The sequence below is a fragment of the Paraburkholderia sp. SARCC-3016 genome, assembly GCF_031119615.1.
GTDB lineage: Bacteria > Pseudomonadota > Gammaproteobacteria > Burkholderiales > Burkholderiaceae > Paraburkholderia.
Window position 1 is genome coordinate 20,160 of the sequence record NZ_JAVHZD010000018.1, and the last position, 26,956, is coordinate 47,115.

A 26,956-nucleotide genomic window follows, 5' to 3' on the forward strand; every position below is an offset into this window, starting at 1 on the left:
GGTGCGCGCACGCCTACCGATTGTTGCGGTTCATGAACACGAGGCGCTCGAACAGCGCGACGTCCTGCTCGTTCTTCAAGAGCGCACCGGCGAGCGGCGGCACGATCTGCTTGTGATCGGTCGAACGCAGCGCCTCGGGCGGAATGTCTTCGGCGAGCAGCAGCTTGAGCCAGTCGAGCAGTTCGGATGTCGACGGCTTTTTCTTCAGGCCCGATACGTTGCGCAGCTCGTAGAAGCTTTCGAGCGCCGCGCGCAGCAGTTCCTGCTTGATGCCGGGATAGTGGACCTCGACGATCTGCTGCATCGTCGCCGGATCGGGGAACTTGATGTAGTGGAAAAAGCAGCGGCGCAGGAACGCGTCCGGCAATTCTTTTTCGTTGTTCGACGTAATGATGACGAGCGGCCGCTCCTTCGCCTTCACGAGTTCGCGCGTCTCGTACACGTAGAACTCCATGCGATCGAGTTCGCGCAGCAGATCGTTCGGAAACTCGATGTCGGCCTTGTCGATTTCGTCGATCAGCAACACCGTCTGGCGGTCCGCTTCGAACGACTGCCACAACACACCTTTCACGATGTAATTGCGAATATCCTTCACGCGCTCGTCGCCGAGCTGGGAATCGCGCAGACGCGAGACCGCGTCGTATTCGTAGAGGCCTTGCTGCGCTTTCGTGGTCGATTTGATGTGCCACTGCATAAGCGGCTTGCCGAGCGCGGCCGCGACTTCCTCGGCGAGCATCGTCTTGCCGGTGCCGGGTTCGCCCTTGATCAGAAGCGGGCGCTTCAGCGTCATCGCGGCGTTGACCGCGAGCTTGAGGTCGTCGGTGGCGACGTATTGCGATGAGCCTTCGAAACGCATGACAGGACGCTCGTTCGGGGAAAATCCCAGTATAAGTCAGATGGGCTGGCGGCTTTGGCCACGCGGTCTTATCGTCTCGCGATGCCCGGGCGTGATGTGTCGCATGAATATGCGGTCGCGTTCGGGGTTGCGTCGACGGCCACGCGCAGGCCACGCGCAGGCCACGGCCCGCGCATTGCAGGCCGGCCCGGCCCTTGCCCGTCCGGTGGACGCCCGGCGCGGCGTCTTGGTACAATTGGGCCGATTTTTTTGGCCTGCGTGGCGATCGACAAAAAAGCGGCGTGGGCCGCCGCTTTTTTGAGCGTCCGTTTTTTGAGGCCATGAGTCGGGACTATATTCGGGGTCATGATTCGGGAGCCTGTATGCCGTGCACTGCGGGTTGTGCACTGCGTCGCGGGCGTATATCGGGGTTCGGTTCTGTGTCGTTGCGCTGTGCCCTCGAGAAGTGTCTTCGTATTTGTGCCTTCGTTTTTTGCGCCATTTCCCCTCAAGCCAGGTTACAAGAGCTATGAAAAAATTCGTCGGCAAACACGTCGTGATCGCAGCGCTGGCGGGCATTGCGGGCCTCGCGGCCACTGCCCGCGCAGCGGACGTCGTCGGCAACGCGAAAGCGGGCCAGGGCAAGGTCGCGATGTGCATCGGCTGCCACGGCATCCCCGACTACCGGACCGCTTACCCGGAGGTGTACCGGGTACCGATTCTCGGCGGCCAGAACGAACAGTATCTGCGCAACGCGCTGCATGCCTACAAGAAGGGCGACCGCCATTTCGACACGATGCGCGCCGTCGCGACCTCGCTCTCGGATCAGGACATCGCGGACATCGCGGCCTACTATGCGGCGCAAACCGCCACTTCGAAGAACAACCCCGACAAATGACCGGCCGCGCCTGCTTTAGCAGCCGTTTGGGCACAGTCGCACGGTCATTCCGCTACGCGGGCCAGGAGAATTCATGAAGAAGCACCCACACCCCCTCCACACGATGTTCAAAGTCGCATGCGCGTCGTTTGCGTTCGCGGGTTTCGTCGTCGCTTCGACTGCGGCGCAGGCGGCCGACGCGGACAACGGCAAGAACCTCGTCGCAAGCCATAACTGCGCGGCCTGCCACGGCGCGCAACTGAACAACCCGGTGAGCCCCGAGTATCCGAAACTCGCGGGGCAGCATGCCGACTACCTGTACTGGGCGATGCGCCAATATCAGATGGGCACCGGCAATCCGCACCTCGGCCGCAACAACCCGATCATGCAGGCGCAGGTGCAGAGCCTGTCGCTGAACGACATGAAGGACATCGCCGCTTACATCGAATCGCTGAAGGGCAGTCTGGTCGAGAAGAAGTAAGCGCTGCGCGTCGCGATCGGCGAGCCGGGGCTGTTAGCCGTGGCAGCGGCTTCGACTGCGATCAAATGAAAACACCCCGCTTTGGCGGGGTGTTTGTTTTTGGGGCGGGCACCGCCAGCGCTTGCTGCGTTCGATCAATCACGCGACGCGCGGCGCTCGATCCGCTGCAGGTACGCGTCCGTATCGGGCGGCGTGTTCGTGCGCTGTGCTTCCCAGATCGTTTCGCCGAGGCACTCCATGATTTCGTGCTGCGCGTCGTGCGTCGAGCCGCGTCGCGCGGCGAGCCGGTCGTGCGCCGCGCGAATGCCGGGCGGCTGGTCGATCGACAATTGCTCGCTGATTGCAAGGTGCATCGACAGATGCAGAAACGGATTCGTCTGGCCGCGCTCGGGCGAATAGTCCTGCGTGTTCGCTGCGTCGGGATCGCCCAGATCGGTGTGGTATTCAGGGTGCTCGACGATCCAGTCCGCCGCGATCGATTCGAGCGGCGTGAGGATTTCGCCCGCGCGCTGCTTGCGCCAGGTGTCGGTGAAAAAACGTCGGACTTCTTCGCGGCTGGGATTGAACATCGGCGGTGGCCAGAGCAAATAGCAGGGTCGGCAAGGACAAAAACACGACACGACACGATCATCGGTCATGCGTGGGACGTCGCGACACAGGTAACGCGGTGCGGCGACGTCGCACGGAGAGGTTTATTTTACGCCGCGGCGCCGGAGCGCGCCGCCCCTCGCGAACGCGTGCACAAGCCGCGCACATCCGCCCAGAGCGATGATGCTCGTGCGCTTCAGAGATCGGGCGGCGGCGTTTTCGGCTTGAACTCGCAAAGCGGTTCGATCACGCAGTGCCAGCATTCGGGCCGGCGCGCCTTGCACACATAGCGGCCGTGCAGAATCAGCCAGTGATGCGCGTCGTGCCTGAACTCGGCCGGCGTGAATTTCTCGAGCGCGGCTTCGACGGCGCGCACGTCCTTGCCGGGCGCGAGACCGGTTCGATTCGCAACCCGAAAGATGTGCGTATCGACGGCGATGGTCGGATGACCGAACGCCGTGTTCAACACGACATTGGCCGTCTTGCGGCCGACGCCGGGCAGGCTTTCGAGCGCCTCCCGGTCGGCCGGTACTTCGCCGTCGTACCGGTCGATCAGGATCTTGCATGCCGCGATCACGTTCTTCGCCTTGGTGCGGTAGAGGCCGATCGTCCTGATGTAGTCGGCGACCCCCTCTTCGCCGAGCTTGACGATTTTCTGCGGCGTGTTCGCGACCGGGAACATCCTGCGCATCGCCTTGTTGACCGACACGTCCGTTGCCTGCGCCGACAGCATCACGGCGATCAGCAGTTCGAACGGCGTCGTGTATTCGAGCTCCGTCGTCGGATGGGGATTCAGGCTTTGCAGCGTCTCGTAGATCGCGCGGCGTTTATTCGCGTTCATGCGGGAGGATCGGCGTTTCTAGCGCTTCGGGTTCGAGTGGTCGGGAGCGGGGTTCGTGCCGTTATCGCGGTGATCCGCGTCGATGCGAGGTGCTTCGGCGTCCGATGCATTGTCGTTGCGCGGCGCGCCGGTTTCATCCTCGATGCCGAGGCGCCGGCGGCGTGCTTCGGCGGCGTCGATCTGCGCCTGCACCTGGGCACTGACGTTCGCCGTGTTCTGCGGTCCTTGGCCCTTCGCCTGCATTTCCTCTTTCTTCTTTCGCGCACGCTCGAGCGCGGCTTCGATGACCGCGCGTTTTTTTGCGTTGGCGTCCGCGTTCGCGGCGGGCGATGCTGCGCCCGTCTCTCGCGGCGGCGCGCTTGCAGGTGCGGCGTGAACATCGCCAGGGGTGGCCCCGGCGGCATTGCCTGCTCCACTGCTGGCAGCGCCGGCAGCCGCGCTTCCTGCTGCTGAGCGTCGCGCTGCCGCGCGCGCTTCGGCCGCTTCGCGTTCGCGATCGAGCCGCGCGAGCCGCCGGTGGTAACGCTCGCGCGCCGCGTCGGCCTGCGGCTGGCTCCATGCGTCCCAACCCGTCGCGTCGCCGGTCACCGGAATCATTGCGATGCAGTCGACGGGGCAGGGCGGCACGCATAGATCGCACCCGGTGCAGAGTTCGGCGACGATCGTATGCATCTGCCTGGCCGCGCCGACGATCGCATCGACGGGGCACGCCTGCATGCACAGCGTGCAACCGATGCACAGGTTTTCGTCGATAAAGGCGACGGGCCGCGGCCGTTCGATGCCGTTGTCCGGATTGAGCGGAATGACCGGTTTGCCGAGCAGCGCCGCGAGCCGCGCAATGCCCTGCGCGCCGCCGGGCGGGCACTGGTTGTAGTTCGCGCTGCCGTCTGCGATGGCTTGCGCATACGGGCGGCAACCGTGGTAGCCGCACTTCGTGCATTGCGTCTGCGGGAGCAGATCTTCGATGCGGTCTGCGAGTGTTTTCGAATCAGTCACGGTGACGTGGTCGGGACTTGCTGCTGCGATTCATCGATGCTCCGCGGTGCGGTGACCGGCGGCATGCGCGTCGCGTGCGGTTTGGTTCGTTGTTTCCGTGCGACTCAATGCGATGCCGCCGTTGTGCGAGGTACTTCCGCCGCGCGCGGCTTATGCGACAAGGTTTTCGCCGAATTCGCATTATCGCCGATTTCCCCAGTTGCCATTACGAAAGCATGTGCCATAATCGAAGCGCTTTACGAATGACCGCAGGACGGTGTCTCCCACCAACCAGCCCGCGCAACGCCGCCATGCCGCTTCGACCAGGAAGCCCGGCCATGAAGCTGGCGGTGTGAATCGGAATACGCGGCTCACGAAGCACGTTGCCACCATGAATCAGCCGAAAATCAAAAGAGATCCTGAAGGCACCCGTCGCCGTATTCTGCTCGCGGCGGCCGAGGAGTTTGCGAATGGTGGGTTGTTCGGCGCGCGCGTCGATCAGATTGCCCGCCGCGCGGAAACCAACGAACGCATGCTCTATTACTACTTCGGTAGCAAGGAGCAGCTGTTCACCGCGGTACTCGAACACGCGTTCAGCGCGCTCACCGAAGCCGAGCGCACGCTCGACCTCGCGGGCGTTGCGCCGGTCGAAGCGATCACGCGTCTCGCGCATTTCGTGTGGGACTACTATCGCGATCACCCGGAACTGCTGCGGCTCGTCAACAACGAGAACCTGCACGAGGCGCGATATATGCGGAAGTCGACGCGTATTCGCGAGATGATCTCACCGATCGTCGCCACGCTCGGCGGCATTCTCGAGCGCGGTCAGCGTGCGGGATTGTTTCGTACGAACGTCGACCCATTGCGTTTTTACGTGACGCTCTCCGGCATGGGGTACTACATCGTGTCGAACCGCTTCACGCTCGAAGCGACGCTCGCGCGCGACTTCAGTTCGGCTGCGGAGCGCAGCGAGATGATCCAGATGAACACCGAAATTCTGCTCGCGTATCTGCTGCGACGTTGATCTCGCATGCGCGCCGTGGCCGTCGAAGCGACGGGCAGAGCGCGCAATGCAGAGACAAAAACGGCGACGCCTCATGGAGGTGTCGCCGTTTTGTTGCGTTGGTGCTCTGTTCGAGTGCTTGTTAAGCCTCGGCGTGCTCGACCTCGGGCTTCTTTGCCTTGTTGTGCTCGAGGATAAAGTCGCGCAGTTGCGGGTAGATGATCGTGCGCCAGCGGCGGCCCGAGAAGATGCCGTAGTGGCCGCATTTCTCGGCAGTGAAATGCTGACGGTGCTTCGCCGCAATGCCCGTGCAGAGTTCGTGCGCGGCGTGCGTCTGCCCGCTGCCCGAGATGTCGTCGAGCTCGCCTTCGATCGTGAACAGGGCGGTGTGCTTGATGTCCTGCGGCCGCACCCGTTCGCCGGCGACTTCCCACGTGCCTTCCGCAAGCCGGAATTCCTGGAACACGACCTGGATTGTCTGAAGATAGTACTCGGCGGCCATATCGAGCACCGCGTTGTATTCGTCGTAGAAACGGCGATGTGCTTCGGCATCTTCTTCGTCGCCGCGCAGCATGCTCTGATAGAAGTCCCAGTGCGATGCCGCGTGCCGCTCCGGATTCATCGCGACGAAGCCCGCATGCTGCAGGAAGCCCGGATAGACGCGGCGCCCGACGCCTGGATAGTTCGACGGCACGTTGTAGATCACATTGGACTCGAACCAGTTGATCGAGTGCTGGGTGGCGAGCGAGTTAACCGAGGTCGGGCTTTTGCGTGCGTCGATCGGGCCGCCCATCATCGTCATCGTGCGCGGCGTGTCCTCGCCGCGGCTTGCCATCAGCGAGATCGCGGCAAGCACGGGCACGGTCGGCTGGCACACGGAAATGACATGCAGGTTCTTCGCGCCGATATGGCGGATGAATTCCTGGATGTACGCGATGTAGTCGTCGAGATCGAACGGGCCGTCTTCGAACGGCACCATGCGCGCATCGATCCAGTCGGTGATGTAAACCTTGTGGTCTTGCAGCAACGTGCGCACCGTATCGCGCAACAACGTGGCGTGGTGGCCGGACAGCGGTGCGCATACGAGTACGACAGGCTCGTCCTTCAGTTGCGCGACCGCGTCGCTATCGTCGGCGAAGCGCTTGAAGCGCAGCAGACGGCAAAACGGCTTTTCGACGATCGTCTGTTCGACGATCGGAATGTTGTGGCCGTCTTTGACAATCTGGTGAAGATTGAACTCGGGCTTTTCGTAGTCTTTGCCGAGCCGGTACAGCAGTTCGTAGCCTGCCGATAGCCGGGTCGCTCCCGGCACATACGCGAGCGGACTGGCCGGATTCGCGAACGACTTCGATGCTGCCTGAGCCCAGGCGGTAAGCGGACTCAAAAGCGCCCGCTGGAATTCGTGAAATTGATAGAGCATGGTTGCTCCAGCGTTATTGCGGTGCGCGCGGGGCTGCGCGAAAACACGCGTAGCGTCGAGGCGGCCCGTACGGGTTGTTGAAATTGGAATTGTCGGCCGACAGACTCGTCGATGATATCCGCGCGCGCGAAGTTGTGCAATGCAGCAACGGTGCGGCAGGCCACAAACCGAATGTCATCAGAAGCATCATCCAATCATGCTACCGGCGACGCTTGCGCGCCGGCGTTCAAGGGACCGGCTGCCGGTCCTTCCCCGTCGTGCGGCGGCTGGCCGGTTGCCTTTGCCATTTCCTGCTCGTGTTTCATCAGATTGAGGCCCGTATGCACGAGCGCGACATGCGAAAAGCCCTGCGGGAAATTCCCGACGAGCCGCCCGGCAGTCGGATCGTATTCCTCGGCAAGCAACCCGACGTCGTTGGCAAGCGACAGCAGGCGTTCGTACATGTCGCGCGCTTCTGCCACTCGCCCTTGCAGCGCAAGGTTGTCCACGAACCAGAATGAACACGCAAGAAATGTTCCTTCGCCCGGCGGCAAGCCGTCGTCGACGCGGGTCGTACGATAGCGCATCACAAATCCGTCGTGCATCAGATATTTCTCGATGGCGGCGACGGTTCCCGCAATGCGCGGATCGGACGGCGGCAGGAAACCGAGCAGGGGTAACAATAGCACGCTTGCATCAAGTTCGCTGCCCCCATAGATTTGAGTAAAGGCGTTGATGTCGGGGTTCCAGCTCTTCGCGCAGACGTCGGCATGGATGCGCGCGCGCATCTCGCGCCAACGGTCGAGCGGCGCGGGCAGGTCGAACGACTCGGCCGACTTGATCGCCCGGTCGTAGGCGACCCACGCCATGACCTTCGAGAACGTGAAGTGCTGGCGCCCGCCGCGCGTTTCCCAGATTCCTTCGTCAGGTTCTTCCCAGATCGTCTCGAGGTGCGCGAGCATCGCGCGCTGCACGTTCCACGCGGTCTCGTCGGCCTGCAAGCCGCCGACGCGCGCGAGATGCAGTGCATTCATGACTTCGCCGTACACGTCGAGCTGCAGCTGGCCGACTGCGTTATTGCCGATGCGCACCGGCTTGGCGCCCTGGTAGCCGGGCAGCCAGTCGAGTTCGAATTCGGGCAGGCGCCGCTCGCCGCCAAGACCGTACATGATCTGCACCTGCTCCGGCGCGCCCGCCATGACGCGGCCGAGCCAGGCGCGCCACGCGCGCGCTTCGTCGTAGTAGCCGCCGCGCATCATCGCGAGCAGCGTGATCGTCGCATCGCGCAACCACACGTAGCGGTAGTCCCAATTCCGCGTGCCGCCCAGCTGCTCGGGCAGCGACGTGGTCGGCGCCGCGACGATGCCGCCGGTCGGCTCGTACGCGAGCGCTTTCAGCGTGATCAGCGAGCGCTGGATCTCCTTCGCATAGCGGCCTTCGACCTTGCTGCGCGACGACCATTCGAGCCAGTGGTTTTCGGTGCGCGCGAGCGCGGTCAGCGGATCGTGCGCGGGCGGGATGCGCAGATGCGACGCCGAATACGTGAGCGAGAACGGCACACGTTCGCCTTCGGACACCGTGAACTCGGCGACGGTGCGCATGTTCTCGCCCTTCAGGTCGACCGGCGTGCGTAACGCGACCGTATCGGGGCCGACGATCGCCTTGATGCCGCTGTCGTGCTGGAGGCGGCTCACCCACGGAATCGAGAAGCCGTAGTCGAAGCGCAGCACGAGTTCCATCTGCATCTTCACGCTGCCGCGCTTGCCGACCACGATACGGATCAGTTCCGACCAGCCGTTGCCAGGCGGCATGAAGTCGACGACGGTGACTGCGCCGTCGGCTGTTTCGTAGTCGGTCTCGAGAATCAGCGTTTCGCCGCGATAGCGGCGCCGCGTCGCTTTCGGGTTGTCGCCGCACGGCGCGATGAGCCAGCGGCCGTTGCTTTCGGTGCCGAGCAGCGCGGCAAAGCATGCGCAGGAATCGAAGCGCGGCCAGCAAAGCCAGTCGACCGATCCATCGCGGGAAATCAGCGCGGCCGTGTGGCCGTCGCCGACGAGTGCGTAGTCTTCAATGGGTGCGGGCATAGATGTCAAATTCGGCGTGAGATCCGGCTGAATTCGATCGAGCGATCGGATTGAGCGATGAGTAAAAAATGCGCATCGCGCGAATGCGCCCATTCATAAACGCCGATCTTACCGGAGCGGCGCAGTACATATTGATTTAACGCAAGCGGGAGAAATTGAGTACTGGCAGGCCTCTTTTCGAATGCCTACAATCAGACTTCCCGGATATGTCATGCGAGCGGCGGCGTTGTTCCCGACATCGTCGCCGGTTCGCGCCCAAGGTGCAGTTTCGAGGACGAAAGCCATGCTGAACCCGTCGAAAACCGATTGCATCACCATTCTTTCCGCCGCCAGCGAATTGCCTGATGGCAAGCTGTTGCCTCTCGATTGCCGTTCACTCGGTCTGACTCGTAATGGAATGGAAACCGCCGCCGCGTTTCTGATCGAGCGCGCGTGTTTCAAACGATATAGCGAAACCGGTGGTCATTATGCCGTCGGCGGCCTGTCGCTGCAGGGTCGCTTGCGTCTGGACCAACTGGCGAACGGTTGAGCGAATTGCGGGGCGAGCGAAGTCGCCCCGTCAGCCGCATCCATTAGCGAATTCCTGTCGGTAACAAACCATCCTCCCGCGCACGCAATGCGGCGCGCGGGCATCGTTTGCGCATCGATGATGCGCAAACGATGCATGACCGGATGGATGTTCGAACGAGCGGTTCCGCACGCATCCGCTCAACGAACAGTCGCGCGCGCTCACTTCATGCCGAACAATCCGATTACACCGATGATGATCAGATACAGCGCGACGATGTAGTTGAGCAGACGAGGCATGACCAGAATCAGAATGCCTGCGATCAGCGAGACGAGCGGTCCGAGACTGAGAGTGACGTTCATGAAGACTCCATTGTTTGAGTTAGCCTGATTGAGCCTCGAAAGGCTGCAACGCTCCTATACTTGCTTGCGCGTACAACCAATACACCGACTCGCTACACCGGTGGCCTGCGCCAACCTCTGCTGCCAGCCCCGCGAGCGGACCGCCATGGGTCCGCATGCATGAACTGGAGACCAGCGACACCGTAATAACCGAAGAATCGATGTCAGAGGAGACCGTCATGCATTGCTTCAACCGGGCCGCGGCGCCCCGTGCCCCGCGGTCGCGCCGACGCGGGCTTACGTTTGCGTTCCGGTTTCTGCCCGGTTTTCGCCGTCGGCTTCCTGCTTCGACAGCCTCGATCATAAAAGGACTTGCACTCATGGTCTCGATCATTGCCACGTCCGCTTCCGCACAGCGTACCGCCGCCCCGCCTGCCGACGGCGTCTACGATCTGCTCGTCGGCACCTACACGGGCCCGAAGAGCGAAGGGATCGACGTCTACCGCTTCGACACGAAGACCGGCGAGGCGTCGCGCGTGTCGTCCGCGCAGACCGTCAATCCGTCGTATCTCGTCGCCAGCCGCGACGGCCGCTTCGTCTACGCGGTCAACGAATTGCCCGGCGACAACGGTCCGGCCACGACGCGCGGCGATATCAGCGCGTTCGGGTTCGACGCGAAAAGCGGGCAATTAACGTTCCTGAACAAGGTATCGGCCGAAGGCAACGATCCGTGCTATCTGAGCATCTCGCCCGATGGCCGCTATCTGAGCGCAGCCAACTATTCCGTCGCGGCCGATCCGGGCGGCAGCTTTGCGGTGTTTCCGCTCGCGTCCGACGGCAGGGTCGGCCAGGCGGTGCTGACGGTGCATCACGAAGGCAGCGGGCCGGTGAAAGGGCGGCAGGACAACGCACACGTGCATTCGACGGTGTTTTCGCCGGACGGACGGTATCTGTTCGCGCAGGATCTCGGCGCCGACAAGCTCTTTTCGTATCGGTACACGCCCGACGGCAGCCGCGGGCTGCTGGGCCCGACCGAGCGCCGCTATGTCGACATGAAGGCGGGCACGGGTCCGCGTCACCTCGTGTTCGCGCCGGACGGCAAGCATGCCTATCTGACGAGCGAGCTTGCGGCGACAGTCAGCGTGTTCGACTATCACGACGGCAACCTGACACTCGTGCAGACCTTGCCGATGACGAAGCCCGGCTTCAAAGGGCAGGTCGGCGCGGCGGCGCTTCACCTGTCGCCCGATGCGCGCTTCCTCTACGCGAGCAACCGCGGCGATGCGAACGAGATCGTGATCTACGCAGTCGATCCGGCCAATGGGCACCTGCGCGAAGTCGGACGCCAGTCGAGTCACGGCAAGGCGCCACGCGAGTTTTCGATCGACCCGACCGGGCACTGGCTGATCGTCGGCAACCAGAATAGCGACACCGCGTATGTGTTTCGCCGCGATGCCCGCAGCGGGCTGCTCGACGCGAACCCGACGCGCCTCGATATCGGCTCGCCCGTCGATTTCGTCTGGGTGTCGCCGTCGTGAACGCGCACTGGTCGGCTCGTCGTTGATGAATGGGGCATACGCCGCGTCGGAAAGTGGTAAGCGCAATCGTCTTCGCCGTTGTGAAGTAATCGTCCTGGGACACGATGAGAACAACGTTCGCGACGGTCATGCTGGTGACGACGGTGGCGCTGCAAACCGCGCCGCTGCCCGCGCACGCCGATTGCGATTACTCGATCGACTGGGTCGCGCGCGCGTGTTCGCGCGTCTCGCGCGTTGTGCATGAAGGCACGTGGGATCTCTATCTGACTGGCTACGGTTGGCATATCGACGGCTATACGGAAGAGCATCGCCAGTCGCTGAACGCGTATTCGTGGGGCGGCGGCGCGGGCAAGCACTTCACGGACGAGAACGGTAACGACGACATCCTGTTCGCCTTCATCTTCCTCGATTCCCACGAGAACCCGGAGCCGATCGGCGGCTGGGCGCGTCAGTGGTACACGAAGCCGGTGCTCGGCGGATTGTCGGTCGGCGGCGGCTATTTCATCGGCTTCACGGCGCGCAACGATATCGCGCACTATCTGCCGGTTCCGCTCGCGTTGCCGATCGGATCGTTGCGTTACCGGAACGCGTCGTTGATGGGCACGTTCATTCCGCGTATCCCGGGCCTTAACGAAGGAGACGTGGCCTTCTTCTGGGCGCGCTACGAGTTCTGATGCATACGGCGGGCAGCGTTCTGCCGCCCGACGAATGCCTGATTCGATGCCCGATTCAAGCCTAATCGGGCGCGGGCCCCGGCGCCAGTACCTCGCGGCTGCCGTTGATGCCCATCGACGAGACGAGCCCGGCCGCTTCCATCTGCTCGACGAGCCGCGCCGCGCGGTTATAGCCGATGCGCAATTGCCGCTGCACGGCGGAGATCGATGCGCGCCGCGTGCGCACGACGAAGGCGACCGCCTCGTCGTAGAGCGGATCGGCTTCCGCGTCGGGCGCATCGCCAAACAGGTCTTGCGGCGCGCCGTCGGCGGCCGGTCCGTCGAGAATGCCTTCCTCGTACTGCGGCTCGCCGAACTGCTTCAGATGCTCGACGACGCGATGCACTTCTTCGTCGGCGACGAACGCGCCGTGCACGCGCTGCGGATAGCCTGTGCCCGGCGGCAGGAACAGCATGTCGCCCTGGCCCAGCAGCGACTCGGCGCCCATCTGGTCGAGAATCGTGCGCGAGTCGATTTTCGACGACACCTGGAATGCGACGCGCGTCGGAATGTTCGCCTTGATGAGGCCGGTGATCACATCGACCGACGGCCGCTGCGTCGCGAGTATCAGGTGGATACCGGCGGCGCGCGCCTTTTGCGCGAGGCGCGCGATCAGCTCTTCGATCTTCTTGCCGGCCACCATCATCAGGTCCGCGAGCTCGTCGATCACGACCACGATGAGCGGCAGCGGCGACAACGGTTCGGGATCGTCGGGCGTCAGCGAGAACGGATTGCCGATCTTTTTTTCGTGCGCTTGCGCGTCGCGGATCTTCTGGTTGAAACCGGCCAGGTTGCGCACGCCCACGGCCGACATCAGCCGGTAGCGTTTTTCCATTTCGCCGACACACCAGTTGAGCGCGTTCGCCGCGAGCTTCATATCGGTGACGACGGGCGCGAGCAGATGCGGAATGCCTTCGTAGACCGACAGCTCGAGCATCTTCGGGTCGATCATGATGAGCCGCACGTCCTCGGGCGTCGCCTTGTAGAGCAGCGAGACGATCATCGCGTTGATCGCGACCGACTTGCCCGAACCCGTTGTGCCCGCAACGAGCATATGCGGCGCCTTCGCGAGATCGGTGACGACGGGATGCCCGGTGATGTCCTTGCCCATCGCGAGCGTCAGGTTCGACGCGGAGTGCTGATAGACATTCGCCTCGAGAATTTCCGAGAGGCTGATCATCTGGCGCTTTGCGTTCGGCAATTCGAGGCCCATGCAGGTTTTGCCCGGAATCGTCTCGACCACGCGGATCGACGTCAGACCGAGCCCGCGCGACAGGTCCTTCATGAGGCCGACGATCTGGCTGCCGCGCACGCCGAGCGCCGGCTCGACCTCGAAACGCGTGATGACGGGGCCTGCCGATGCGCCGACCACGGTTACCGGCACCTTGAACTCCTGCAGCCGCTGCTCGATCAACTGGCTCGTTTCGGCAAGCTTCTCATCGGAGATCGGCTCGACTTCGGTCGATGCGCGAGCGAGCAGGGCGAGGCCCGGCAACTCGATATGCGAGGCGGCGGGCGCGTGGAACTCGAAGCTCGTTGGCGCGTGGCCGCGCAGTGACGCGCGCGAGGAATCGGGCGCCGCCGGGGCATCGGCGGCGGCGTTTGCGCTGGCGGGAGCGGCAGTGCTGCCGCTCGGCGACTCGCCTCCGTTGGTCGGGGCGTTGCCGCTGGCGGCATCGTCGTCAAGCTGTTGTGCTGCGCCGTCGCGGTCAAACGATGCGCTCGACGCGATGGGCGTCACCGGATGCGCCGCCTGCGCGCCTGGGAATTGCACGACGTTCGAGGGCGCGGGCTCGGCGGGAGTCGCGGGTGATGCGTCTTGTGGTTGTGCAACCAATGTGGGCGCGGCTGTCTCTGCTGACGTCTCGTCGACGGACGATGCGGGGGCCGGCGTCGGATGCGCACTCACGATATGCAACTGGGGCCCGCCGTGGCGTGCCCCTTGCGCATCGAGCGCAACTGCCGCGGACGTCGACAGCGTATGCGATGTCATCGACGAACCGGTGCGCAGCGTGGCCACGGTTTCTTCGATCGCATCCCATGGGGCGAGCGTGGGCGTCGTGGCCGGGACCGGAGGTGCAGGGTAGGGCGTGCCGCCCGTGCTCGACGGGTTCTCGATTGCGCTGGAAGCGCCCGATGCGGCTGGCGTGCGCGGTGCGCCCGATGCGGCAGAGTCGCCCGGGACACTCGGGACACCGCCGATCTCGTCTGACCGACGCTCATCGCTCGCAGCCGGCGGCGCGGCGGGCGCCGACCCGTTCGGCGCGGCGTTTGCGCCTGTCTCGCGAGTCGGCTCGTCGGCGCGGGCTGGTACGTCATGCCCCGTTCGTGGCTTTGAGTCGTCGGGCGTTGTGCCCATCGCGGCGACATCGCTTGCAGCTGCGTCGCCTCGCGTCGCCTCATCGGTTCCCGCCGCTTTCGCGGGTTCCGCCTGGCTGCGCCGCGCGAGGCTCGCGCCCGCAAGCGTCGTCCAGCGCGCGGTGTTTTCCTCGATGCTGCGCAGCGTTTCGCGCACGCCCGGTGCCGGTTCGACGCGTGGCCCGGTCGACGCCGGACGCTTGAAGCCCAAGGCGGGTGAGCGTGTCGACGACCCGACGGCGGAACTCGGCTGCGCAGGTGTCGACGCACCCGGTGCGGCCACGCGGCCCGTCTGCGGCGAAGCCATCTGCGAAGACGACGAAGTGGATGGAGTGGACGAAGTGGACGGAGTGGCGGAGGCAGGCCGCATCGGCGCGCGGTGCATTGGCGTCGTCGCGCTCGATCCCGCGGTTCCGGTCGGACTCGACGAAGCCGGCGCCGGCCGCTGCGCCGCCGTTTCGCGCGCGGACGCGACCGCGCGATTTCCTGGCGCATTGCTGCCGCCACTGCCGCCAGTGCCACTACCGGCAAGCGGCATCGACATTGCTGGTGTTCCCGTCGCGCTTGCCGCATTGACGGGCGAAACACCGACACCACCTGCTACTGAACCACGCGACGCGAATCCCGCGCCACCCGCAGCCGATGGCGTGCGATCGCGCGGCAAGCCGCCGTCGGACCCGCCGCGCAGCCACCCGGCGGGCGCGACCGGTTCCGCGGGCGCCCATCCAGCACCGGTCTGCGCGCCCCGCGCGCCGACGTTTCCGCCGGCGCTGTCGGCGGACGAAGCATGGCCGGCGCGCGAGGCACCGGCCGCCCCCGTTGCCGACCCGGCCGCAGCTTTACCGCGCGTCGTTGCAGGCGGTTTCCAGACGGTCGGCCGTGTGTATCGTCCGTTCGAGCGTGGCGTGATCGCGTTGAGGCGAGGATCCGCGTTTGCGTTGATCCCCGAATTGATCCCTGAATGGACCCCTGAATGGACCCCCGAGCTCGCGCCCGAGTGAATGCCCGAGCCGATCCCTGCGTTGCTGCGTGCTCCGGCATGCCGTGCCGCATGCGCCGCCGCCGATGCATCGTTATCGGCGCGCCTGCTGCGCCGTGCCGCGCCGCGTATGCGCGGCAGGCCGAGCCCGAAGGCCGCATCGGCCCACGCCAGCAGGCTCGACCAGCGAAACCCGAGCAGCCACGGCAAGCTCACCGCGAACAGCACGCCCATCGCGACCGGTGTGCCGACGCGTCCCAGCAGATGGCCCAATCCGTTCGCAAGCGCATGACCGGCGCCGTCCATGCCGGCGATATCGACGAGCGACGCTTCCAGCGTGCAGCTCGCCACCATCACGCAGACGAAGCCGAGCCACAGCCGGATCGTGCCTGGACCGCGCAGGCCCGTGCCGCCAGGCAGCGCGGATTTCACGAGGCGCCAGATGAGAGGGAGCAACCAGACGGTCGACCCGCCGAACCAGCCGAAAACTGCCGTATGCATGCTAGACATCAACGAATGACGGACGCGCCGCAGCGCAACCCGTCGAGTTTAAACTGACGAAGCGCTTCGTTTGCGCGCCGTCATCGCGCATCGTCATTTTTCGCTGCGTGCGAACACGAGCGTGTCGCCGGATGCGGTGATCAACTGCAGTTCCTGCGGCGCACGCATCTGCACGCCGCTCTTGTCGACATGCGCAAGCGCGTCGAGATAGTCGCTTTCGAGTTTGCCGCCGACGCTCGCACAGGCCATGCGTGTGCCTGCAAGCGGCCCGAAGCTGAGCTTGCCGTCCCTCAGCATGTACGTGCCCGTATAGCGGTTGCAGCCCGAAAAGCCGCTTGCGCGGCGTTGGCCGTTTGCGGTCGACAGCACCAGCGTGATCGACGCATCGGCGGTTTTGTCGGCCTCGCCATGCGGCACGTCGCGCGTGGCGCCGTCCGCGCGCGTCCAGCTGGTCAACTGCCAGCTCGTGTCGTCGAGCAATTGCGTGGCGGCCGGGTTGAACGGGTCGGGCGGCGGCGCGTCCGCGTCGGTGTGCTGCGGTAGCGAGCAAGCCGCGCAGAGTGCGGCGGCCGCGAGCAATGCGCCGACACTGCGCATGCGTGCCGCGCGGCGCCTGCCGCGGTGCTCGCCATCGTTCTCGAGTGAGAACGGCGCGGCAGCAGGCAAAGATGCAACGCGTCGCGCAGCGGACATGAGAACCATGGCGTCGTTCCTGTCGAAACTGGAAAGGCGTAAGGGTAACGCACTACGCACCGCGCAAGCGAGTGCGAATCGCCGGTACGTACCGGTACATACCGATACGTACCGGTACATACCGATACGCAACGGCCGATACGCAACGCCGTTGCGCAACCGCGGCCGCATTCGTCGAAGCCCCGGCGCGGCGCGGACAGCGGGGCCGCGCATGTTAACATCGCCGCACCCCTTCGATCCACCCATTGCATTTGTTTGGAGTTTCCATGCAGACCGGCCAACGTATCGGCACACCGCTTTCTCCTTCGGCTACGTGCGTCATGCTGCTCGGCGCAGGCGAACTGGGCAAGGAGGTGATCATTGCACTGCAGCGTCTGGGCGTCGAAGTGATCGCCGTCGACCGTTATCACAATGCGCCGGGCCATCAGGTTGCGCATCGCGCGCATGTGATCGACATGACCGATCCGGCCGCATTGCGCGCGCTCGTCGAGAAAGAAAGGCCGCATCTGATCGTGCCTGAGATCGAAGCGATCGCGACCGACGCGCTCGCCGCGATCGAAACCGACGGCATTGCCGAAGTGATCCCCACCGCGCGCGCCACGCAGCTGACGATGAATCGCGAAGGCATCCGCCGCCTCGCGGCCGAAGAGCTTGGCCTGCCGACCTCGCCGTATGCATTTGCCGACTCGCTCGACGAACTGAAGGCAGGCATCGCCAGGGTCGGCTATCCGTGCGTCGTGAAACCGGTGATGTCGTCGTCGGGCAAAGGGCAGTCCGTCGTGAAGAGCGCGGCCGATGTCGACGCGGCATGGCAATACGCGCTCGCCGGCGGGCGCGTGAATCATGGGCGTGTGATCGTCGAGGGTTTTATCGACTTCGACTACGAGATCACGCAGTTGACCGTGCGCGCGCTCGATTCGGCCAGCGGCGAAACGCGCACGTATTTCTGCGACCCGGTCGGCCATGTGCAGGTGGCCGGCGACTACGTCGAATCGTGGCAGCCGCAACCGATGAGCCCACGCGCGCTAGAACGCACGCGCGAAGTCGCGCATAAGGTCACCGAGGCGCTTGGCGGCCGCGGCCTGTTCGGCGTCGAACTCTTCGTGCGCGGCGACGAAGTGTGGTTCTCGGAAGTGAGTCCGCGGCCGCACGATACGGGGCTCGTCACGCTCGCCTCGCAGCGGCTCTCGGAATTCGAACTGCATGCACGCGCCATTCTCGGCCTGCCTGTCGACACGTCGCTGCGCGCGCCGGGCGCGTCGGCGGTGATCTACGGTGGGCTCGACGAAGCCGGCATCGCATTCGAAGGCGTCGCGCAGGCGCTTGCGGTGCCCGGTGCGGACTTGCGGCTGTTCGGCAAGCCGGAGAGCTTCGTGAAGCGCCGCATGGGTGTCGCGGTCGCGACGGGTGCGGATGTCGAGGAGGCTCGCGCGCGGGCTAAAGAAGCTGCGGCGGCAGTGCGGCCGGTTTCGGCCAAGTAGCTGCGCACACGGTTGGCAAGTCTCGGCGCGGCAGTGGCAAACGCGATTCGCTGCACGGTGAACTGCGCGGTGAACTGCGCGGTCAACTGCGCGTTCGACCACATCGGCGCCATCTCTGAATATGCGGAGTGTTCGATGAATCAGCGGTTCATTCCAGCAGCGGCGGCGCTTGCCGCTGTCTCGATCGTATTGTCGGCGGCGCTTCCCACCGTTGCGGTCGCAGCCACCGGCAGTACGCCGCGCTTCGGCGACCTGCGTACGGAAAAACCGCGCATGCAGAAATATACGTGCGCGACGGGCCGTATTCTGCACGTCACGTATCTGAGCGCGTCGAACGGCCAGAGCTTTGCGGTCGTGCCCGTGAACGGCAGGGACATGTTGTTCGTAAGCACGATATCGGGCTCCGGCGTGCGCTATCAGGCGGGCAGCTATACGTGGTGGACGAAAGGCCCGCGCGCGGACCTGTACGACTCGATGCAAGGAGGGCCCGATGCGCCGCCGATCCTCTCCGATTGCGTGACGATCGTGCGCTAGAGCTCACTTTGGCTGCGCGTGTCACGCCATTGTCGCGAGAGCGCGCCAGTCTTCTGGTTTTGGCCGGTCGGTGGCTATCGCATGCCCGTCGCGCGTGCGATAGCCGCCAAAAGCCCATCGGAGCCGCTTGCGTCGAAGTGCTACAATAGCGCCCTTTGCGGCGGGTATATGTGCCGCCCGACGCGGACGCGGGCCGATTCGCCCTGTTTTATGCAGGTGGGGTCGCGGAGGGCAGTCGCCCTCGGGGTGCTTGGGCCGCCAGGTCTTGCCGATCGCCCGGCTTTGCGTTCTCCGGGCTTTATGTTAGCCCGGCCGTGTGTTCGCCCGGCTTTGTGTTCGCCCGGCTTTGTGTTCGCCCGGCTTTGTGTTCGATTACCCGGCGCGCCCGCGGCACATCGCGTGCTCAGCGTTCACCTGATGCCGTCGGCGGCGCCGGCCGCTTCACCAGACAGTCAAACGGCGCGCAAGCTCGCCGCATGCTTGCCCGGTGGCCATATAGCGGCCATGCAGGCGGCCGCCGTTCAGATCAGGCAGGCAGTACGAGGCTTCGCGCCGTCGCGCGTAGTCGCATTTTTACCGATAGCAGCCACCATGTCCGACACAGTTGTCACTCCTAGCACCGCGACCTTCGACCAGTTCGGCCTGTCGGCCGACATCCTGAAAGCCATCGCGGAGCAGGGCTACACGACGCCGACGCCGATCCAGGCGCAGGCGATTCCTGTCGTGCTGGGCGGCCGCGACGTAATGGGCGCCGCGCAGACCGGCACCGGCAAGACTGCCAGCTTCTCGCTGCCGATCATCCAGCGGCTGTTGCCGGCCGCGAGCACGAGCGCCTCGCCGGCGCGCCACCCGGTGCGCGCGCTGATCCTGACGCCGACGCGCGAACTGGCGGACCAGGTGGCCGCAAACGTGCAGGCGTATGCGAAACACACGCCGCTGCGAAGTGCCGTTGTGTTCGGCGGCGTCGATATGAACCCGCAATCGGCGGAACTGCGGCGCGGCGTCGAAATCCTGATCGCGACGCCGGGGCGCCTGCTCGACCACGTGCAGCAGAAAACCGCGAATCTCGGCCAGGTGCAGATTCTCGTGCTCGACGAAGCGGACCGCATGCTCGATATGGGCTTTCTGCCCGACCTGCAGCGCATCCTGAACCTGCTGCCGAAAGAGCGTCAGACGCTGCTCTTTTCCGCGACGTTCTCGGGCGAAATCAAGAAGCTGGCCGCCACATACCTGCGCAACCCGCAGACCATCGAAGTCGCGCGCAGCAACTCGACGGCCGCCAACGTCACGCAGATCGTCTATGAAGTCGCGGAAGGCGACAAAACCGGCGCGGTCGTGCAACTGATACGCGAGCGCAGCCTCAAGCAGGTCATCGTGTTCTGCAACAGCAAGATCGGCGCAAGCCGGCTCGCGCGGCAACTCGAACGCGACGGCGTGGTCGCGACCGCGATTCACGGCGACCGTTCGCAAAGCGAGCGGATGCAGGCGCTCGACGCCTTCAAACGCGGCGAGATCGAAGCGCTCGTCGCCACCGATGTCGCGGCGCGCGGCCTCGATATCGCCGAATTGCCGGCCGTCATCAACTTCGATTTGCCGTTCAATGCCGAAGACTATGTGCACCGCATCGGTCGCACGGGGCGAGCGGGCGCATCGGGCGATGCGCTGTCGCTGTTCAGCGCGAACGAACGCAAGCAGTTGCAGGATATCGAGAAGCTCATCAAGCGGCCGCTCGAAGTACAGCGGCTCGTCGTCGATGTGCCGGTGCGGCACCATCACGACGATCGCGGCGGCCGTCGCAGCCGCGACGAGCGCGATGACCGCGGCAGCCGGCGCCGTTCGGGCGGCGGCTTCGAGCGCGGCGCTTCGCATTCGCACCGTCAGCCGCCGATCGACGATTTCTTCCTGAAGCCGTACGAGCCGTCGCCGAGCGCGCTGTCCGCGGCGTCGGCGAAGCGCGACGAGAACGACGGTGCGCCGCAAAAGCCGGCGTCGAAGCAGCCGCTCGCCGCGCTGCTGGGCGGCTTCGGCATGCCGCGCAAGACTTCTTCGTCTTCCTGATCTTTGCTGATCACCCGGGCCGTGACGGCCCGGCGTCGCGTGTTCTCTCTTCTCTAGGCGCGCTTATTTCTTCGACGGCGTCACCACGACCGTACAGGTCGTGCCGGCCGACAGCAGCACGCCGTCGGGCACCGAATCGATCTTGATGCGCACGGGTACGCGCTGCGCGAGGCGCACCCAGTTGAAGGTCGGATTCACGTCGGCGAGCAGTTCGCGGCTTTCCGGGTTGTCGCGGTCGTAGATGCCGCGCGAGATGCTCTCGACGTGACCGCGCAGCACGCCGCCGCTCATCAGCCGCATTTCGGCCGCATCGCCGAGGCGCACGTGCGGCAGCTTCGTTTCCTCGAAGTAGCCGTAGACCCAGAACGAGTGGCTATCGACGATCGCAAGCTTCGCCGACCCTGCGATCGCATAGTCGCCGCGAAACACGTTGAGATTCGTCACGTACCCGTCGACGGGCGAGAGCACGCGCGTGCGCTCGAGATTGAGCTTCGCCGCATCGAGCGCCGCGACGGCCTGCTGATACTGCGCTTGCGCCGAATTGGCGGTATGCGTCGCGTTTTCGCGCGATTCCTTCGACACCACGAGACTGTCCAGATCCGCGCGCCGTTTCGCGTCGTCGCGGCGCATCTGCAGCTCGGCCTTGCGCGCGGCGACCGCCGCCTGCGCCTGCTCGACCGCGATCCGATAGTGCGACGGGTCGATCTGCATGAGCAGATCGCCTTTCCTGACGAGCTGGTTGTCGCGCACCGGCAGCTCGACGACCGCGCCCGACACGTCGGGCGCGATATTGACCACTTCGGCGCGCACGCGGCCATCGCGCGTCCACGGTTCGTCCATGTAGTGGATCCACAGCGCGCGGCCGATCAGTATCGCGACGATGAAAATCGCCACAGTCGCGATAAACCCGAGAATGTTACGGATGGTCATGATTCGACTCTTTTCGACTCTTTCAACGATAAACCGCGAGACCCAGGCCGCCGCACACGCAGACGAGCAGGCTCGCGCGAAACAGCGACGGGTGCCAGACGACGCTGTACACGCCGATCTGCGCGAGCACCCGGTCGATCATCCATGTCAGCACCGCGCCAACGAAAAACAGCACGATGACGGCAGGCATGTACGCGTCGAGAATTGCAACTTCACGAGGCATGGCGAGCTCCTGGTGGCGGATGGCCGGCGCCGTTGCCGCTCAGTTCGGCCAGCGGCGATTGGGGGTCGAGCAGCGCGCTGCGAACGAAGTGCGCGTGGCTCAGGATGCGCTGCATCCGGTGGCGTTCTTCGCGTTCCGGCGCGACCAGCGCGAGCATCTGCTGGACCGCGTCGATCGCGGCGTCGGTCGAGGCAAGCGCGATATCGAGCCGTTTCGAGGTCGGCGTTTCGAACAGGCGGCCGACGTCGTCGCGCATCGCACGAAGCTTCACGCGCCATGGCGCCAGACGCGCATAGCGTGGTTCGCGCGGCAGTCTGTCGATCTCGACGCGCAAGTCGGTAATCGCGTTGCCCACTTCGAGCACGGCAAACAGCCAGCGCAGCGTGTCGCGCTTCACTTCGGGCTCGTCGGCTGCGAGCGCGTTGATCTGGAACATCAGGTCGCGCGCGCCGCTTTCGAAGCGCGTGCGCAGCCCGCGCACGCTGCCGCGGCAGCCGGCTACGACCTGGCGGCGCAGGTCGATCAGCAGGCGATTGCGCAGCCATGGCGTCGACGGCGGCAGCAGCACCGCGAACGCGACCGCGGTGACGAGCATCGACAGCACGAGCGCGAGCGCATCGTTCATAAAGCTCGTTGGCTCGTAGATCTCGAGGTTGTCGGGCCCGGCGAGGAAGCAGAAGAAGATGCAGTAGCCGACGCCGTAGCCGGCCAGCTTCGGGCGCGTCGTCATGAACACGCCGAGTGCGAGAAACGGCGTGAGCGCCGCGCACAACAGCGCAAAGCCGTCGATGTGCGGATAAATGCCGAAGGTGACGATCAGCGCCATGAACGACGACAGGGTCGTGCCGACCGCCATCTGCCAGGCCATGCGCGGCGGGTTCGGCGACGACGATGCAAGCGCGCAGGTCGCGGCCGCATTGAGCGTGAGCGTCGTGCCGCTCGGCCAGGCGGTGGCGATCCAGAACGCGCCGAGCACGCACATGACGATCGCCGCGCGCACGCCGGAGATGCCGGCCGTGAGCGGATTCGTCTTTGGCTCGTAGTGCTCGATCCAGCGCTCGCGCGCGTGCGTGGGCACCGCGAGCGACGCATAGGTGGCCGTGTACGCGTGCAGGTCCTCGACGAAGCGGTAGAGCAGCTCGGAGGCGGTGTCGAAGTCGAGCAGCGGCTCGTCGGGATGCACGGCGAGCTCGGCGCGCGTCGCGCGAATGCGCTGCGGCAGTTCCGCCTTGTACGCTTCGAGCTGGTCGGCCGAATGGATTGCGTCCGCGGCGGTGCGCACGGGCTCGCCGGACCGGCGGTGCAATAGCGGCGCAATTTCGCGGAAGTAGGGCTCGAGCGCGTCGATCGTCACCCACGCGCTTTGCATGTGCAGGCGGTTCATCAACTGATGCAGCGCGTGAAAACGCGTCGACGCGGCCATGAATTCGGTATTGAGCCGCGCAAGGCGCCCACCGCGCATGCGCGACTCGGCACTTTCGAAAACGGCCATGCTGCGCATCGCTTCGAGGCCGACGATATCGGCAATGAAGCGCGCATTCGTTTCTTCGATCTGGGCGCGCTCGATGCGGCCGCCCAGCGCGTTGCCTACGTAATCGACGAACGAGCTGAAGCGCGCGCGCACGGTCGTGCGCACCAGTTCGCCCGTGTGTTCGGGAAAGATAAGGGCGCTGACGGCGCCTGCGCAGACGATGCCGAGCAGCACTTCCGAGACGCGCGTCAACGCCGACAGCAGCGCGCCGTCCGGGTGCTGCGAAGCGGGTATGCCGATCAGCGCGGCCGTGTAGCCGGCCAGCACGAAGCCGTACGAGCGGAAGTTGCGGTTGCGCGCGGCGCCGGCCGTGCAGATGCCGACCCACAGCGCGGTCGACAGGATGAACAGTTCGGGCTGCTGCGGAAACAGGCCAAGCAGCGCGAGCATCACGACGAGGCCGACGAGCGTGCCGCAGATCCGGTAGAAGCTCTTCGCGAATACCGCGCCGCTTTGCGGCTGCATCACGATAAAGACGGTCGTCATCGCGGTGCGCGGTTGCGGCATCTCGAGCTTCATCGCGATGCCGATCGCGAGAAACGCCGCGGTCAGCGCCTTCAGGATGTAGATCCAGTTGCGGCCGTCGGTGCGTGCCCAGTCGGCGGCGGCCGCGTAGAGCGACGGCAGCAGGGCGCCTGGCGTGGAGGACGGAGTGGTCATGGCGGGCGGCGCGGCGGTCAGGGCGCTTTCGCGTCGGTTTGATCGGGCGGCGCGGCGTCCGTCGCGCGCGCCGCCGCGGAATTTGCCGCGGAACTTGCTCGGGTTGGCTTCGTCGCACTGGCGGCGTTGAGGGCGGCCGGCGCCGCGGCGGCGCGGCGCTTGTCCTTGTCATGTTCGCTCGCTGGCCAGGTCTCGGCTTCCGATGGTCCGTCGGCCGGCGCCGCGAGGCCGCCGCCGAGCGCGGCGACCAGCGTGGCGTGTGCGTTCAACCGGTCGGCCTCTACGCGCGCTACGCCTTCCTGCGCGCGCAACTGTTGCGTCTGTGCGATCAGCACGTTCACATAGTCGGTCAGGCCGCGCCGATAGCCTTCGCGCGAAAGCCGATAGTTTTTCGTCGCGATATCGACGGCGCGCCGCGCTTCCTTCGCCTGTATTTCGAGCGAGCGGATCCGCACGACCTGATCGGAAATCTGTTTCAACGCGCTCACGATCGCCTGGTTGTACTGCTCGGCCGCGATGTCGTAGCCGGCCGATGCGGCGCCGAGCTGCGCGCGCAGACGCCCGCCGTCGAGAATCGGCAGCGACGCGGCCGGCCCCGCGGTCCACTGGCCGTTCTGCGCATGCAGAAACTGGAAGAGCGGCCCCATCGCGGCAAAGCCGCCGACCGACGCGAGCAGATCGATATTCGGATAAAAGTCCGCATGCGCGACGTCGATGCCGCGCGCCTGCGCCGCCACGGTCCAGCGCGCTGCGACGATATCGGGACGATGACCGATCAGTTCCGCGGGCAGCGTCGACGGCAGGCCGGCCGGACCGTTCAGCGCGAGTTGCGGCCGCGTGATCGTGTCGCCCGCGCCCGGTCCCTTGCCGGCGAGTGCCGCCAGCTGGTTGCGGCCGAGCGCGATTTCCTCTTCGAGCGCATCGATGCGCCGTTCGGACTCGGGCAACGGCGTTTCGGCCTGCGAGACTTCGAGCTGCGTGCCGAGGCCGCCCCTGAGCCGCCGGTTCGCAAGGTCCGCGACCTGTTGCTGTTGCGCGAGCGTGCTCTTTGCGATGTCGAGCAGCTCGTAGTTCATCGACATGTCGATATACGTGCGCACGACGTTCGCTTCGATTTCGAGCTGCGCGGCGCGTGCGTCGGCCGCGCTTGCATGCGCGAAGTCGAGGGCGGCTTCCGCGGCGTTTTTATCGCGGCCCCATAGGTCGAGGCGATACGACAGACTCAGCACCCCGGTGTTGTTCCACGTGGTCTGGTCGGCGAGCGGGCCCGGGCCGTAATAGACGTTATCGGGCCAATGCTGCCGTTGAATGGACAGACTGCCGTTGACCTGCGGTGCGAGCGCGGCCGCATTGACCGCCGAGAGGGCCTGCGCGTTGCGTACGCGCGCCTGGGCAACGGCAAGCGTCGGATTGCCGGCCACTGCCGCTTCTACCCAACTGTTCAGCTGAGGGTCGTTGTAGGTGCGCCACCAGTCGGCGGCGGGCCATTGCGCATCGAGATCGGCGGCGCGAATCGCCGCGCCCGCATCGAGCGACATCGGGTCGTTGGCGTGGGCCTGGGGCGCCACGTTTCCAGGAGACGCGCAGCCGGCAATTATTAGCGAGATCGCAAGAACCGCGAACGCGGCGATCCCATTCCTCACCGAAAACCGCACGATTTTCTCCCAAATTGACTATGAACCGCTGGTCGTCATTATATTTTTCAGTTGATTACTGAATAACAGGCAAAGGTGTAACGCATCTTTACCGGATTTGCGATAATCGCCCTTACGGTATGTGCAACAATCGCCTCCAACGGTAGTCAAGGATTCGACATGGATACGCTCCAGAACATGCGCGTCTTTTCCCGCGTCGTCGAGGCCGGTAGCTTCACCGCTGCCGCGCAGCATCTGAACACCACTACCGCGTATGCGTCGCGTGCTGTTTCGGACCTCGAAGCACATTTGCGCACGCGGCTGCTCAATCGCACCACGCGGCGAATCGCGCTCACGGAAGCCGGCGAGCGCTACCTGCAGCGGTGCGAGCAGATTCTCGCGTATGTGGATCAGGCCGAGGCGGAGGCGAGCGATGCGCATGCCCGTCCGTCAGGCAAGCTCAAGGTCCATGCGATGACGAGCTTTGGTCAGCACTACGTCGTGCCGGCGGTCGGCAAATACCAGGCGCTCTATCCGGAAGTCCACGTCGAATTGACGCTCGCACAGCGTATGCCCGATCTGCTCGACGAAGGCTACGACGTCGCGCTCGTGCTCGCGCAGCACCTGCCCGATTCGGGGCTCGTTTCGCAGCGCCTTGGCAGCGCATTCAGCATCACGTGCGCGTCGCCTGCGTATCTCGAACGCAACGGCATACCGCAAACGCCCGGGGATTTACGTCACCACGTGTGCCTGCGCCTGCTCACGCCGATTTTCCCGACCGATGAATGGACCTTCGACGGTCCCAACGGACAGGAGACGGTTGCGCTCGGTTCGTCGTCATTCCAGGTGAACGTGGCGGAAGCGCAGGCGGTGGCCGTCCGTGAAGGCATGGGCATCGGACTGTTGCCGATCTACTCGGCCATCGCGGGGTTGCGCAGCGGCGAGCTCGTGTGGGTTTTGCCCGAGTACACGTCGCAGGAAATGACGCTGTACGCGCTGTATGCGTCACGGCAATACCTCGACGCGAAGATCCGCACATGGGTCGAGTATCTGCGCGACGGGTTGCCGGCGACGCTTGCCAACGATCACGCCGAATTGCGCAAGTTCGCCCGCACCTGATTTCACGCCTCGTGCCTCGGGCATGCCGCGCTTTGGTACGACGTTACAGATGCCGTTGCATCGCAACACTTC

The 26,956-nt window shown here is 64.9% G+C and carries 23 protein-coding genes; 10 read left to right on the plus strand and 13 right to left on the minus strand.

Annotated elements, in window-relative coordinates; genetic code table 11:
• Positions 1 to 13: 13 nt before the first annotated feature.
• Positions 14 to 856 carry a MoxR family ATPase gene (locus QYH69_RS18870; protein ID WP_075156621.1) on the minus strand — a complete coding sequence of 281 codons (843 nt, stop codon included), beginning with the start codon at positions 854 to 856 and terminating at the stop codon, positions 14 to 16.
• Between the two features lie 508 nt (positions 857 to 1,364).
• Between QYH69_RS18870 and QYH69_RS18875 the strand changes: the two genes are divergently transcribed.
• Both QYH69_RS18875 and QYH69_RS18880 read left to right on the plus strand, forming a co-directional pair.
• The gene (locus QYH69_RS18875; protein WP_308833348.1) at positions 1,365 to 1,733 is read left to right on the plus strand and encodes a c-type cytochrome; all 369 of its coding nucleotides are present in this window, start codon (positions 1,365 to 1,367) and stop codon (positions 1,731 to 1,733) included.
• 73 nt (positions 1,734 to 1,806) lie between these two features.
• Complete coding sequence (locus QYH69_RS18880) at positions 1,807 to 2,193, plus strand: c-type cytochrome (RefSeq protein ID WP_374992449.1); 387 nt, start codon at positions 1,807 to 1,809, stop codon at positions 2,191 to 2,193.
• Positions 2,194 to 2,327: 134 nt separating this feature from the next.
• On the opposite strand, the gene QYH69_RS18885 is transcribed toward QYH69_RS18880, so the two are convergent.
• From QYH69_RS18885 to rsxB, 3 genes are all read right to left on the minus strand, one after another.
• Entirely contained in the window at positions 2,328 to 2,762 is a 435-nt protein-coding gene (locus QYH69_RS18885) for a DUF1841 family protein (RefSeq protein ID WP_308833349.1), read from the minus strand.
• 215 nt (positions 2,763 to 2,977) lie between these two features.
• Positions 2,978 to 3,622: an endonuclease III gene (nth, locus tag QYH69_RS18890; RefSeq protein WP_308833350.1), complete on the minus strand. Its 645-nt coding sequence runs from the start codon at positions 3,620 to 3,622 to the stop codon at positions 2,978 to 2,980.
• A gap of 18 nt (positions 3,623 to 3,640) precedes the next feature.
• Positions 3,641 to 4,648, minus strand: a complete 1,008-nt coding sequence (gene rsxB / locus QYH69_RS18895; protein ID WP_308833454.1) for an electron transport complex subunit RsxB — start codon at positions 4,646 to 4,648, stop codon at positions 3,641 to 3,643.
• A 340-nt stretch (positions 4,649 to 4,988) separates the two neighbouring features.
• Here rsxB and QYH69_RS18900 point away from each other — a divergent pair, with 340 nt between their 5' ends.
• Positions 4,989 to 5,621 (plus strand): TetR/AcrR family transcriptional regulator, encoded by a 633-nt coding sequence (locus QYH69_RS18900; protein ID WP_308833351.1) that lies wholly within the window; start codon positions 4,989 to 4,991, stop codon positions 5,619 to 5,621.
• A gap of 121 nt (positions 5,622 to 5,742) precedes the next feature.
• On the opposite strand, the gene QYH69_RS18905 is transcribed toward QYH69_RS18900, so the two are convergent.
• Together QYH69_RS18905 and QYH69_RS18910 are read right to left on the minus strand one after the other, a co-directional pair.
• Positions 5,743 to 7,020: a polyhydroxyalkanoate depolymerase gene (locus QYH69_RS18905; protein WP_308833352.1), complete on the minus strand. Its 1,278-nt coding sequence runs from the start codon at positions 7,018 to 7,020 to the stop codon at positions 5,743 to 5,745.
• Between the two features lie 194 nt (positions 7,021 to 7,214).
• Positions 7,215 to 9,083: a glycoside hydrolase family 15 protein gene (locus tag QYH69_RS18910; RefSeq protein ID WP_308833353.1), complete on the minus strand. Its 1,869-nt coding sequence runs from the start codon at positions 9,081 to 9,083 to the stop codon at positions 7,215 to 7,217.
• A gap of 283 nt (positions 9,084 to 9,366) precedes the next feature.
• On the opposite strand from QYH69_RS18910, the gene QYH69_RS18915 reads away from it, so the two are divergent.
• Positions 9,367 to 9,612 (plus strand): hypothetical protein, encoded by a 246-nt coding sequence (locus tag QYH69_RS18915; RefSeq protein ID WP_308833354.1) that lies wholly within the window; start codon positions 9,367 to 9,369, stop codon positions 9,610 to 9,612.
• A gap of 200 nt (positions 9,613 to 9,812) precedes the next feature.
• Here the strand turns inward: QYH69_RS18915 and QYH69_RS18920 are convergent, their stop codons facing one another.
• A complete protein-coding gene (locus QYH69_RS18920; RefSeq protein WP_175113261.1) occupies positions 9,813 to 9,953 on the minus strand; it encodes a DUF3096 domain-containing protein in 141 nt (46 codons plus the stop codon).
• Positions 9,954 to 10,312: 359 nt separating this feature from the next.
• Here QYH69_RS18920 and QYH69_RS18925 point away from each other — a divergent pair, with 359 nt between their 5' ends.
• A complete protein-coding gene (locus QYH69_RS18925; protein ID WP_308833355.1) occupies positions 10,313 to 11,470 on the plus strand; it encodes a lactonase family protein in 1,158 nt (385 codons plus the stop codon).
• Positions 11,471 to 11,574: 104 nt separating this feature from the next.
• Positions 11,575 to 12,144, plus strand: coding sequence for an antimicrobial peptide resistance and lipid A acylation PagP (locus QYH69_RS18930; protein WP_308833356.1), 570 nt, complete (start codon positions 11,575 to 11,577; stop codon positions 12,142 to 12,144).
• A gap of 61 nt (positions 12,145 to 12,205) precedes the next feature.
• Here the strand turns inward: QYH69_RS18930 and QYH69_RS18935 are convergent, their stop codons facing one another.
• Together QYH69_RS18935 and QYH69_RS18940 are read right to left on the minus strand one after the other, a co-directional pair.
• Complete coding sequence (locus QYH69_RS18935; protein ID WP_308833357.1) at positions 12,206 to 16,021, minus strand: DNA translocase FtsK; 3,816 nt, start codon at positions 16,019 to 16,021, stop codon at positions 12,206 to 12,208.
• Positions 16,022 to 16,114: 93 nt separating this feature from the next.
• The gene (locus tag QYH69_RS18940; protein WP_308833455.1) at positions 16,115 to 16,618 is read right to left on the minus strand and encodes an META domain-containing protein; all 504 of its coding nucleotides are present in this window, start codon (positions 16,616 to 16,618) and stop codon (positions 16,115 to 16,117) included.
• A 362-nt stretch (positions 16,619 to 16,980) separates the two neighbouring features.
• Between QYH69_RS18940 and purT the strand changes: the two genes are divergently transcribed.
• From purT to QYH69_RS18955, 3 genes are all read left to right on the plus strand, one after another.
• Complete coding sequence (purT, locus tag QYH69_RS18945; RefSeq protein ID WP_308833358.1) at positions 16,981 to 18,195, plus strand: formate-dependent phosphoribosylglycinamide formyltransferase; 1,215 nt, start codon at positions 16,981 to 16,983, stop codon at positions 18,193 to 18,195.
• 135 nt (positions 18,196 to 18,330) lie between these two features.
• On the plus strand, positions 18,331 to 18,729 hold the full coding sequence (locus tag QYH69_RS18950; protein ID WP_308833359.1) for an MliC family protein: 399 nt from the start codon (positions 18,331 to 18,333) through the stop codon (positions 18,727 to 18,729).
• Positions 18,730 to 19,320: 591 nt separating this feature from the next.
• Positions 19,321 to 20,787: a DEAD/DEAH box helicase gene (locus QYH69_RS18955; protein ID WP_308833360.1), complete on the plus strand. Its 1,467-nt coding sequence runs from the start codon at positions 19,321 to 19,323 to the stop codon at positions 20,785 to 20,787.
• A gap of 63 nt (positions 20,788 to 20,850) precedes the next feature.
• Here the strand turns inward: QYH69_RS18955 and QYH69_RS18960 are convergent, their stop codons facing one another.
• Genes QYH69_RS18960 through QYH69_RS18975 form a run of 4 tightly spaced genes read right to left on the minus strand, consistent with a single transcriptional unit; the run spans position 20,851 to position 25,786 of the window.
• On the minus strand, positions 20,851 to 21,717 hold the full coding sequence (locus tag QYH69_RS18960; protein WP_308833361.1) for an HlyD family secretion protein: 867 nt from the start codon (positions 21,715 to 21,717) through the stop codon (positions 20,851 to 20,853).
• Between the two features lie 22 nt (positions 21,718 to 21,739).
• On the minus strand, positions 21,740 to 21,940 hold the full coding sequence (locus QYH69_RS18965; protein ID WP_308833362.1) for a DUF1656 domain-containing protein: 201 nt from the start codon (positions 21,938 to 21,940) through the stop codon (positions 21,740 to 21,742).
• The gene (locus QYH69_RS18970; RefSeq protein ID WP_308833363.1) at positions 21,930 to 24,131 is read right to left on the minus strand and encodes an FUSC family protein; all 2,202 of its coding nucleotides are present in this window, start codon (positions 24,129 to 24,131) and stop codon (positions 21,930 to 21,932) included. The genes QYH69_RS18965 and QYH69_RS18970 overlap by 11 nt, the downstream gene beginning before the upstream one ends.
• A 17-nt stretch (positions 24,132 to 24,148) precedes the next feature.
• Positions 24,149 to 25,786: an efflux transporter outer membrane subunit gene (locus tag QYH69_RS18975; RefSeq protein ID WP_308833364.1), complete on the minus strand. Its 1,638-nt coding sequence runs from the start codon at positions 25,784 to 25,786 to the stop codon at positions 24,149 to 24,151.
• A 159-nt stretch (positions 25,787 to 25,945) separates the two neighbouring features.
• On the opposite strand from QYH69_RS18975, the gene QYH69_RS18980 reads away from it, so the two are divergent.
• The gene (locus QYH69_RS18980; RefSeq protein WP_308833365.1) at positions 25,946 to 26,884 is read left to right on the plus strand and encodes a LysR family transcriptional regulator; all 939 of its coding nucleotides are present in this window, start codon (positions 25,946 to 25,948) and stop codon (positions 26,882 to 26,884) included.
• Positions 26,885 to 26,956 lie beyond the last annotated feature (72 nt).

What these genes read in the sequence shown, in the direction of transcription:
- QYH69_RS18870 (WP_075156621.1), bottom strand. Translation starts at nt 856, where the DNA reads ATGCGTTTCGAAGGCTCATCGCAATACGTCGCCACCGACGACCTCAAG.
- QYH69_RS18875 (WP_308833348.1), top strand. Translation starts at nt 1,365, where the DNA reads ATGAAAAAATTCGTCGGCAAACACGTCGTGATCGCAGCGCTGGCGGGC.
- QYH69_RS18880 (WP_374992449.1), top strand. Translation starts at nt 1,807, where the DNA reads ATGAAGAAGCACCCACACCCCCTCCACACGATGTTCAAAGTCGCATGC.
- QYH69_RS18885 (WP_308833349.1), bottom strand. Translation starts at nt 2,762, where the DNA reads ATGTTCAATCCCAGCCGCGAAGAAGTCCGACGTTTTTTCACCGACACC.
- nth (WP_308833350.1), bottom strand. Translation starts at nt 3,622, where the DNA reads ATGAACGCGAATAAACGCCGCGCGATCTACGAGACGCTGCAAAGCCTG.
- QYH69_RS18900 (WP_308833351.1), top strand. Translation starts at nt 4,989, where the DNA reads ATGAATCAGCCGAAAATCAAAAGAGATCCTGAAGGCACCCGTCGCCGT.
- QYH69_RS18905 (WP_308833352.1), bottom strand. Translation starts at nt 7,020, where the DNA reads ATGCTCTATCAATTTCACGAATTCCAGCGGGCGCTTTTGAGTCCGCTT.
- QYH69_RS18910 (WP_308833353.1), bottom strand. Translation starts at nt 9,083, where the DNA reads ATGCCCGCACCCATTGAAGACTACGCACTCGTCGGCGACGGCCACACG.
- QYH69_RS18915 (WP_308833354.1), top strand. Translation starts at nt 9,367, where the DNA reads ATGCTGAACCCGTCGAAAACCGATTGCATCACCATTCTTTCCGCCGCC.
- QYH69_RS18920 (WP_175113261.1), bottom strand. Translation starts at nt 9,953, where the DNA reads ATGAACGTCACTCTCAGTCTCGGACCGCTCGTCTCGCTGATCGCAGGC.
- QYH69_RS18925 (WP_308833355.1), top strand. Translation starts at nt 10,313, where the DNA reads ATGGTCTCGATCATTGCCACGTCCGCTTCCGCACAGCGTACCGCCGCC.
- QYH69_RS18930 (WP_308833356.1), top strand. Translation starts at nt 11,575, where the DNA reads ATGAGAACAACGTTCGCGACGGTCATGCTGGTGACGACGGTGGCGCTG.
- QYH69_RS18935 (WP_308833357.1), bottom strand. Translation starts at nt 16,021, where the DNA reads ATGCATACGGCAGTTTTCGGCTGGTTCGGCGGGTCGACCGTCTGGTTG.
- QYH69_RS18940 (WP_308833455.1), bottom strand. Translation starts at nt 16,618, where the DNA reads ATGCGCAGTGTCGGCGCATTGCTCGCGGCCGCCGCACTCTGCGCGGCT.
- purT (WP_308833358.1), top strand. Translation starts at nt 16,981, where the DNA reads ATGCAGACCGGCCAACGTATCGGCACACCGCTTTCTCCTTCGGCTACG.
- QYH69_RS18950 (WP_308833359.1), top strand. Translation starts at nt 18,331, where the DNA reads ATGAATCAGCGGTTCATTCCAGCAGCGGCGGCGCTTGCCGCTGTCTCG.
- QYH69_RS18955 (WP_308833360.1), top strand. Translation starts at nt 19,321, where the DNA reads ATGTCCGACACAGTTGTCACTCCTAGCACCGCGACCTTCGACCAGTTC.
- QYH69_RS18960 (WP_308833361.1), bottom strand. Translation starts at nt 21,717, where the DNA reads ATGACCATCCGTAACATTCTCGGGTTTATCGCGACTGTGGCGATTTTC.
- QYH69_RS18965 (WP_308833362.1), bottom strand. Translation starts at nt 21,940, where the DNA reads ATGCCTCGTGAAGTTGCAATTCTCGACGCGTACATGCCTGCCGTCATC.
- QYH69_RS18970 (WP_308833363.1), bottom strand. Translation starts at nt 24,131, where the DNA reads ATGACCACTCCGTCCTCCACGCCAGGCGCCCTGCTGCCGTCGCTCTAC.
- QYH69_RS18980 (WP_308833365.1), top strand. Translation starts at nt 25,946, where the DNA reads ATGGATACGCTCCAGAACATGCGCGTCTTTTCCCGCGTCGTCGAGGCC.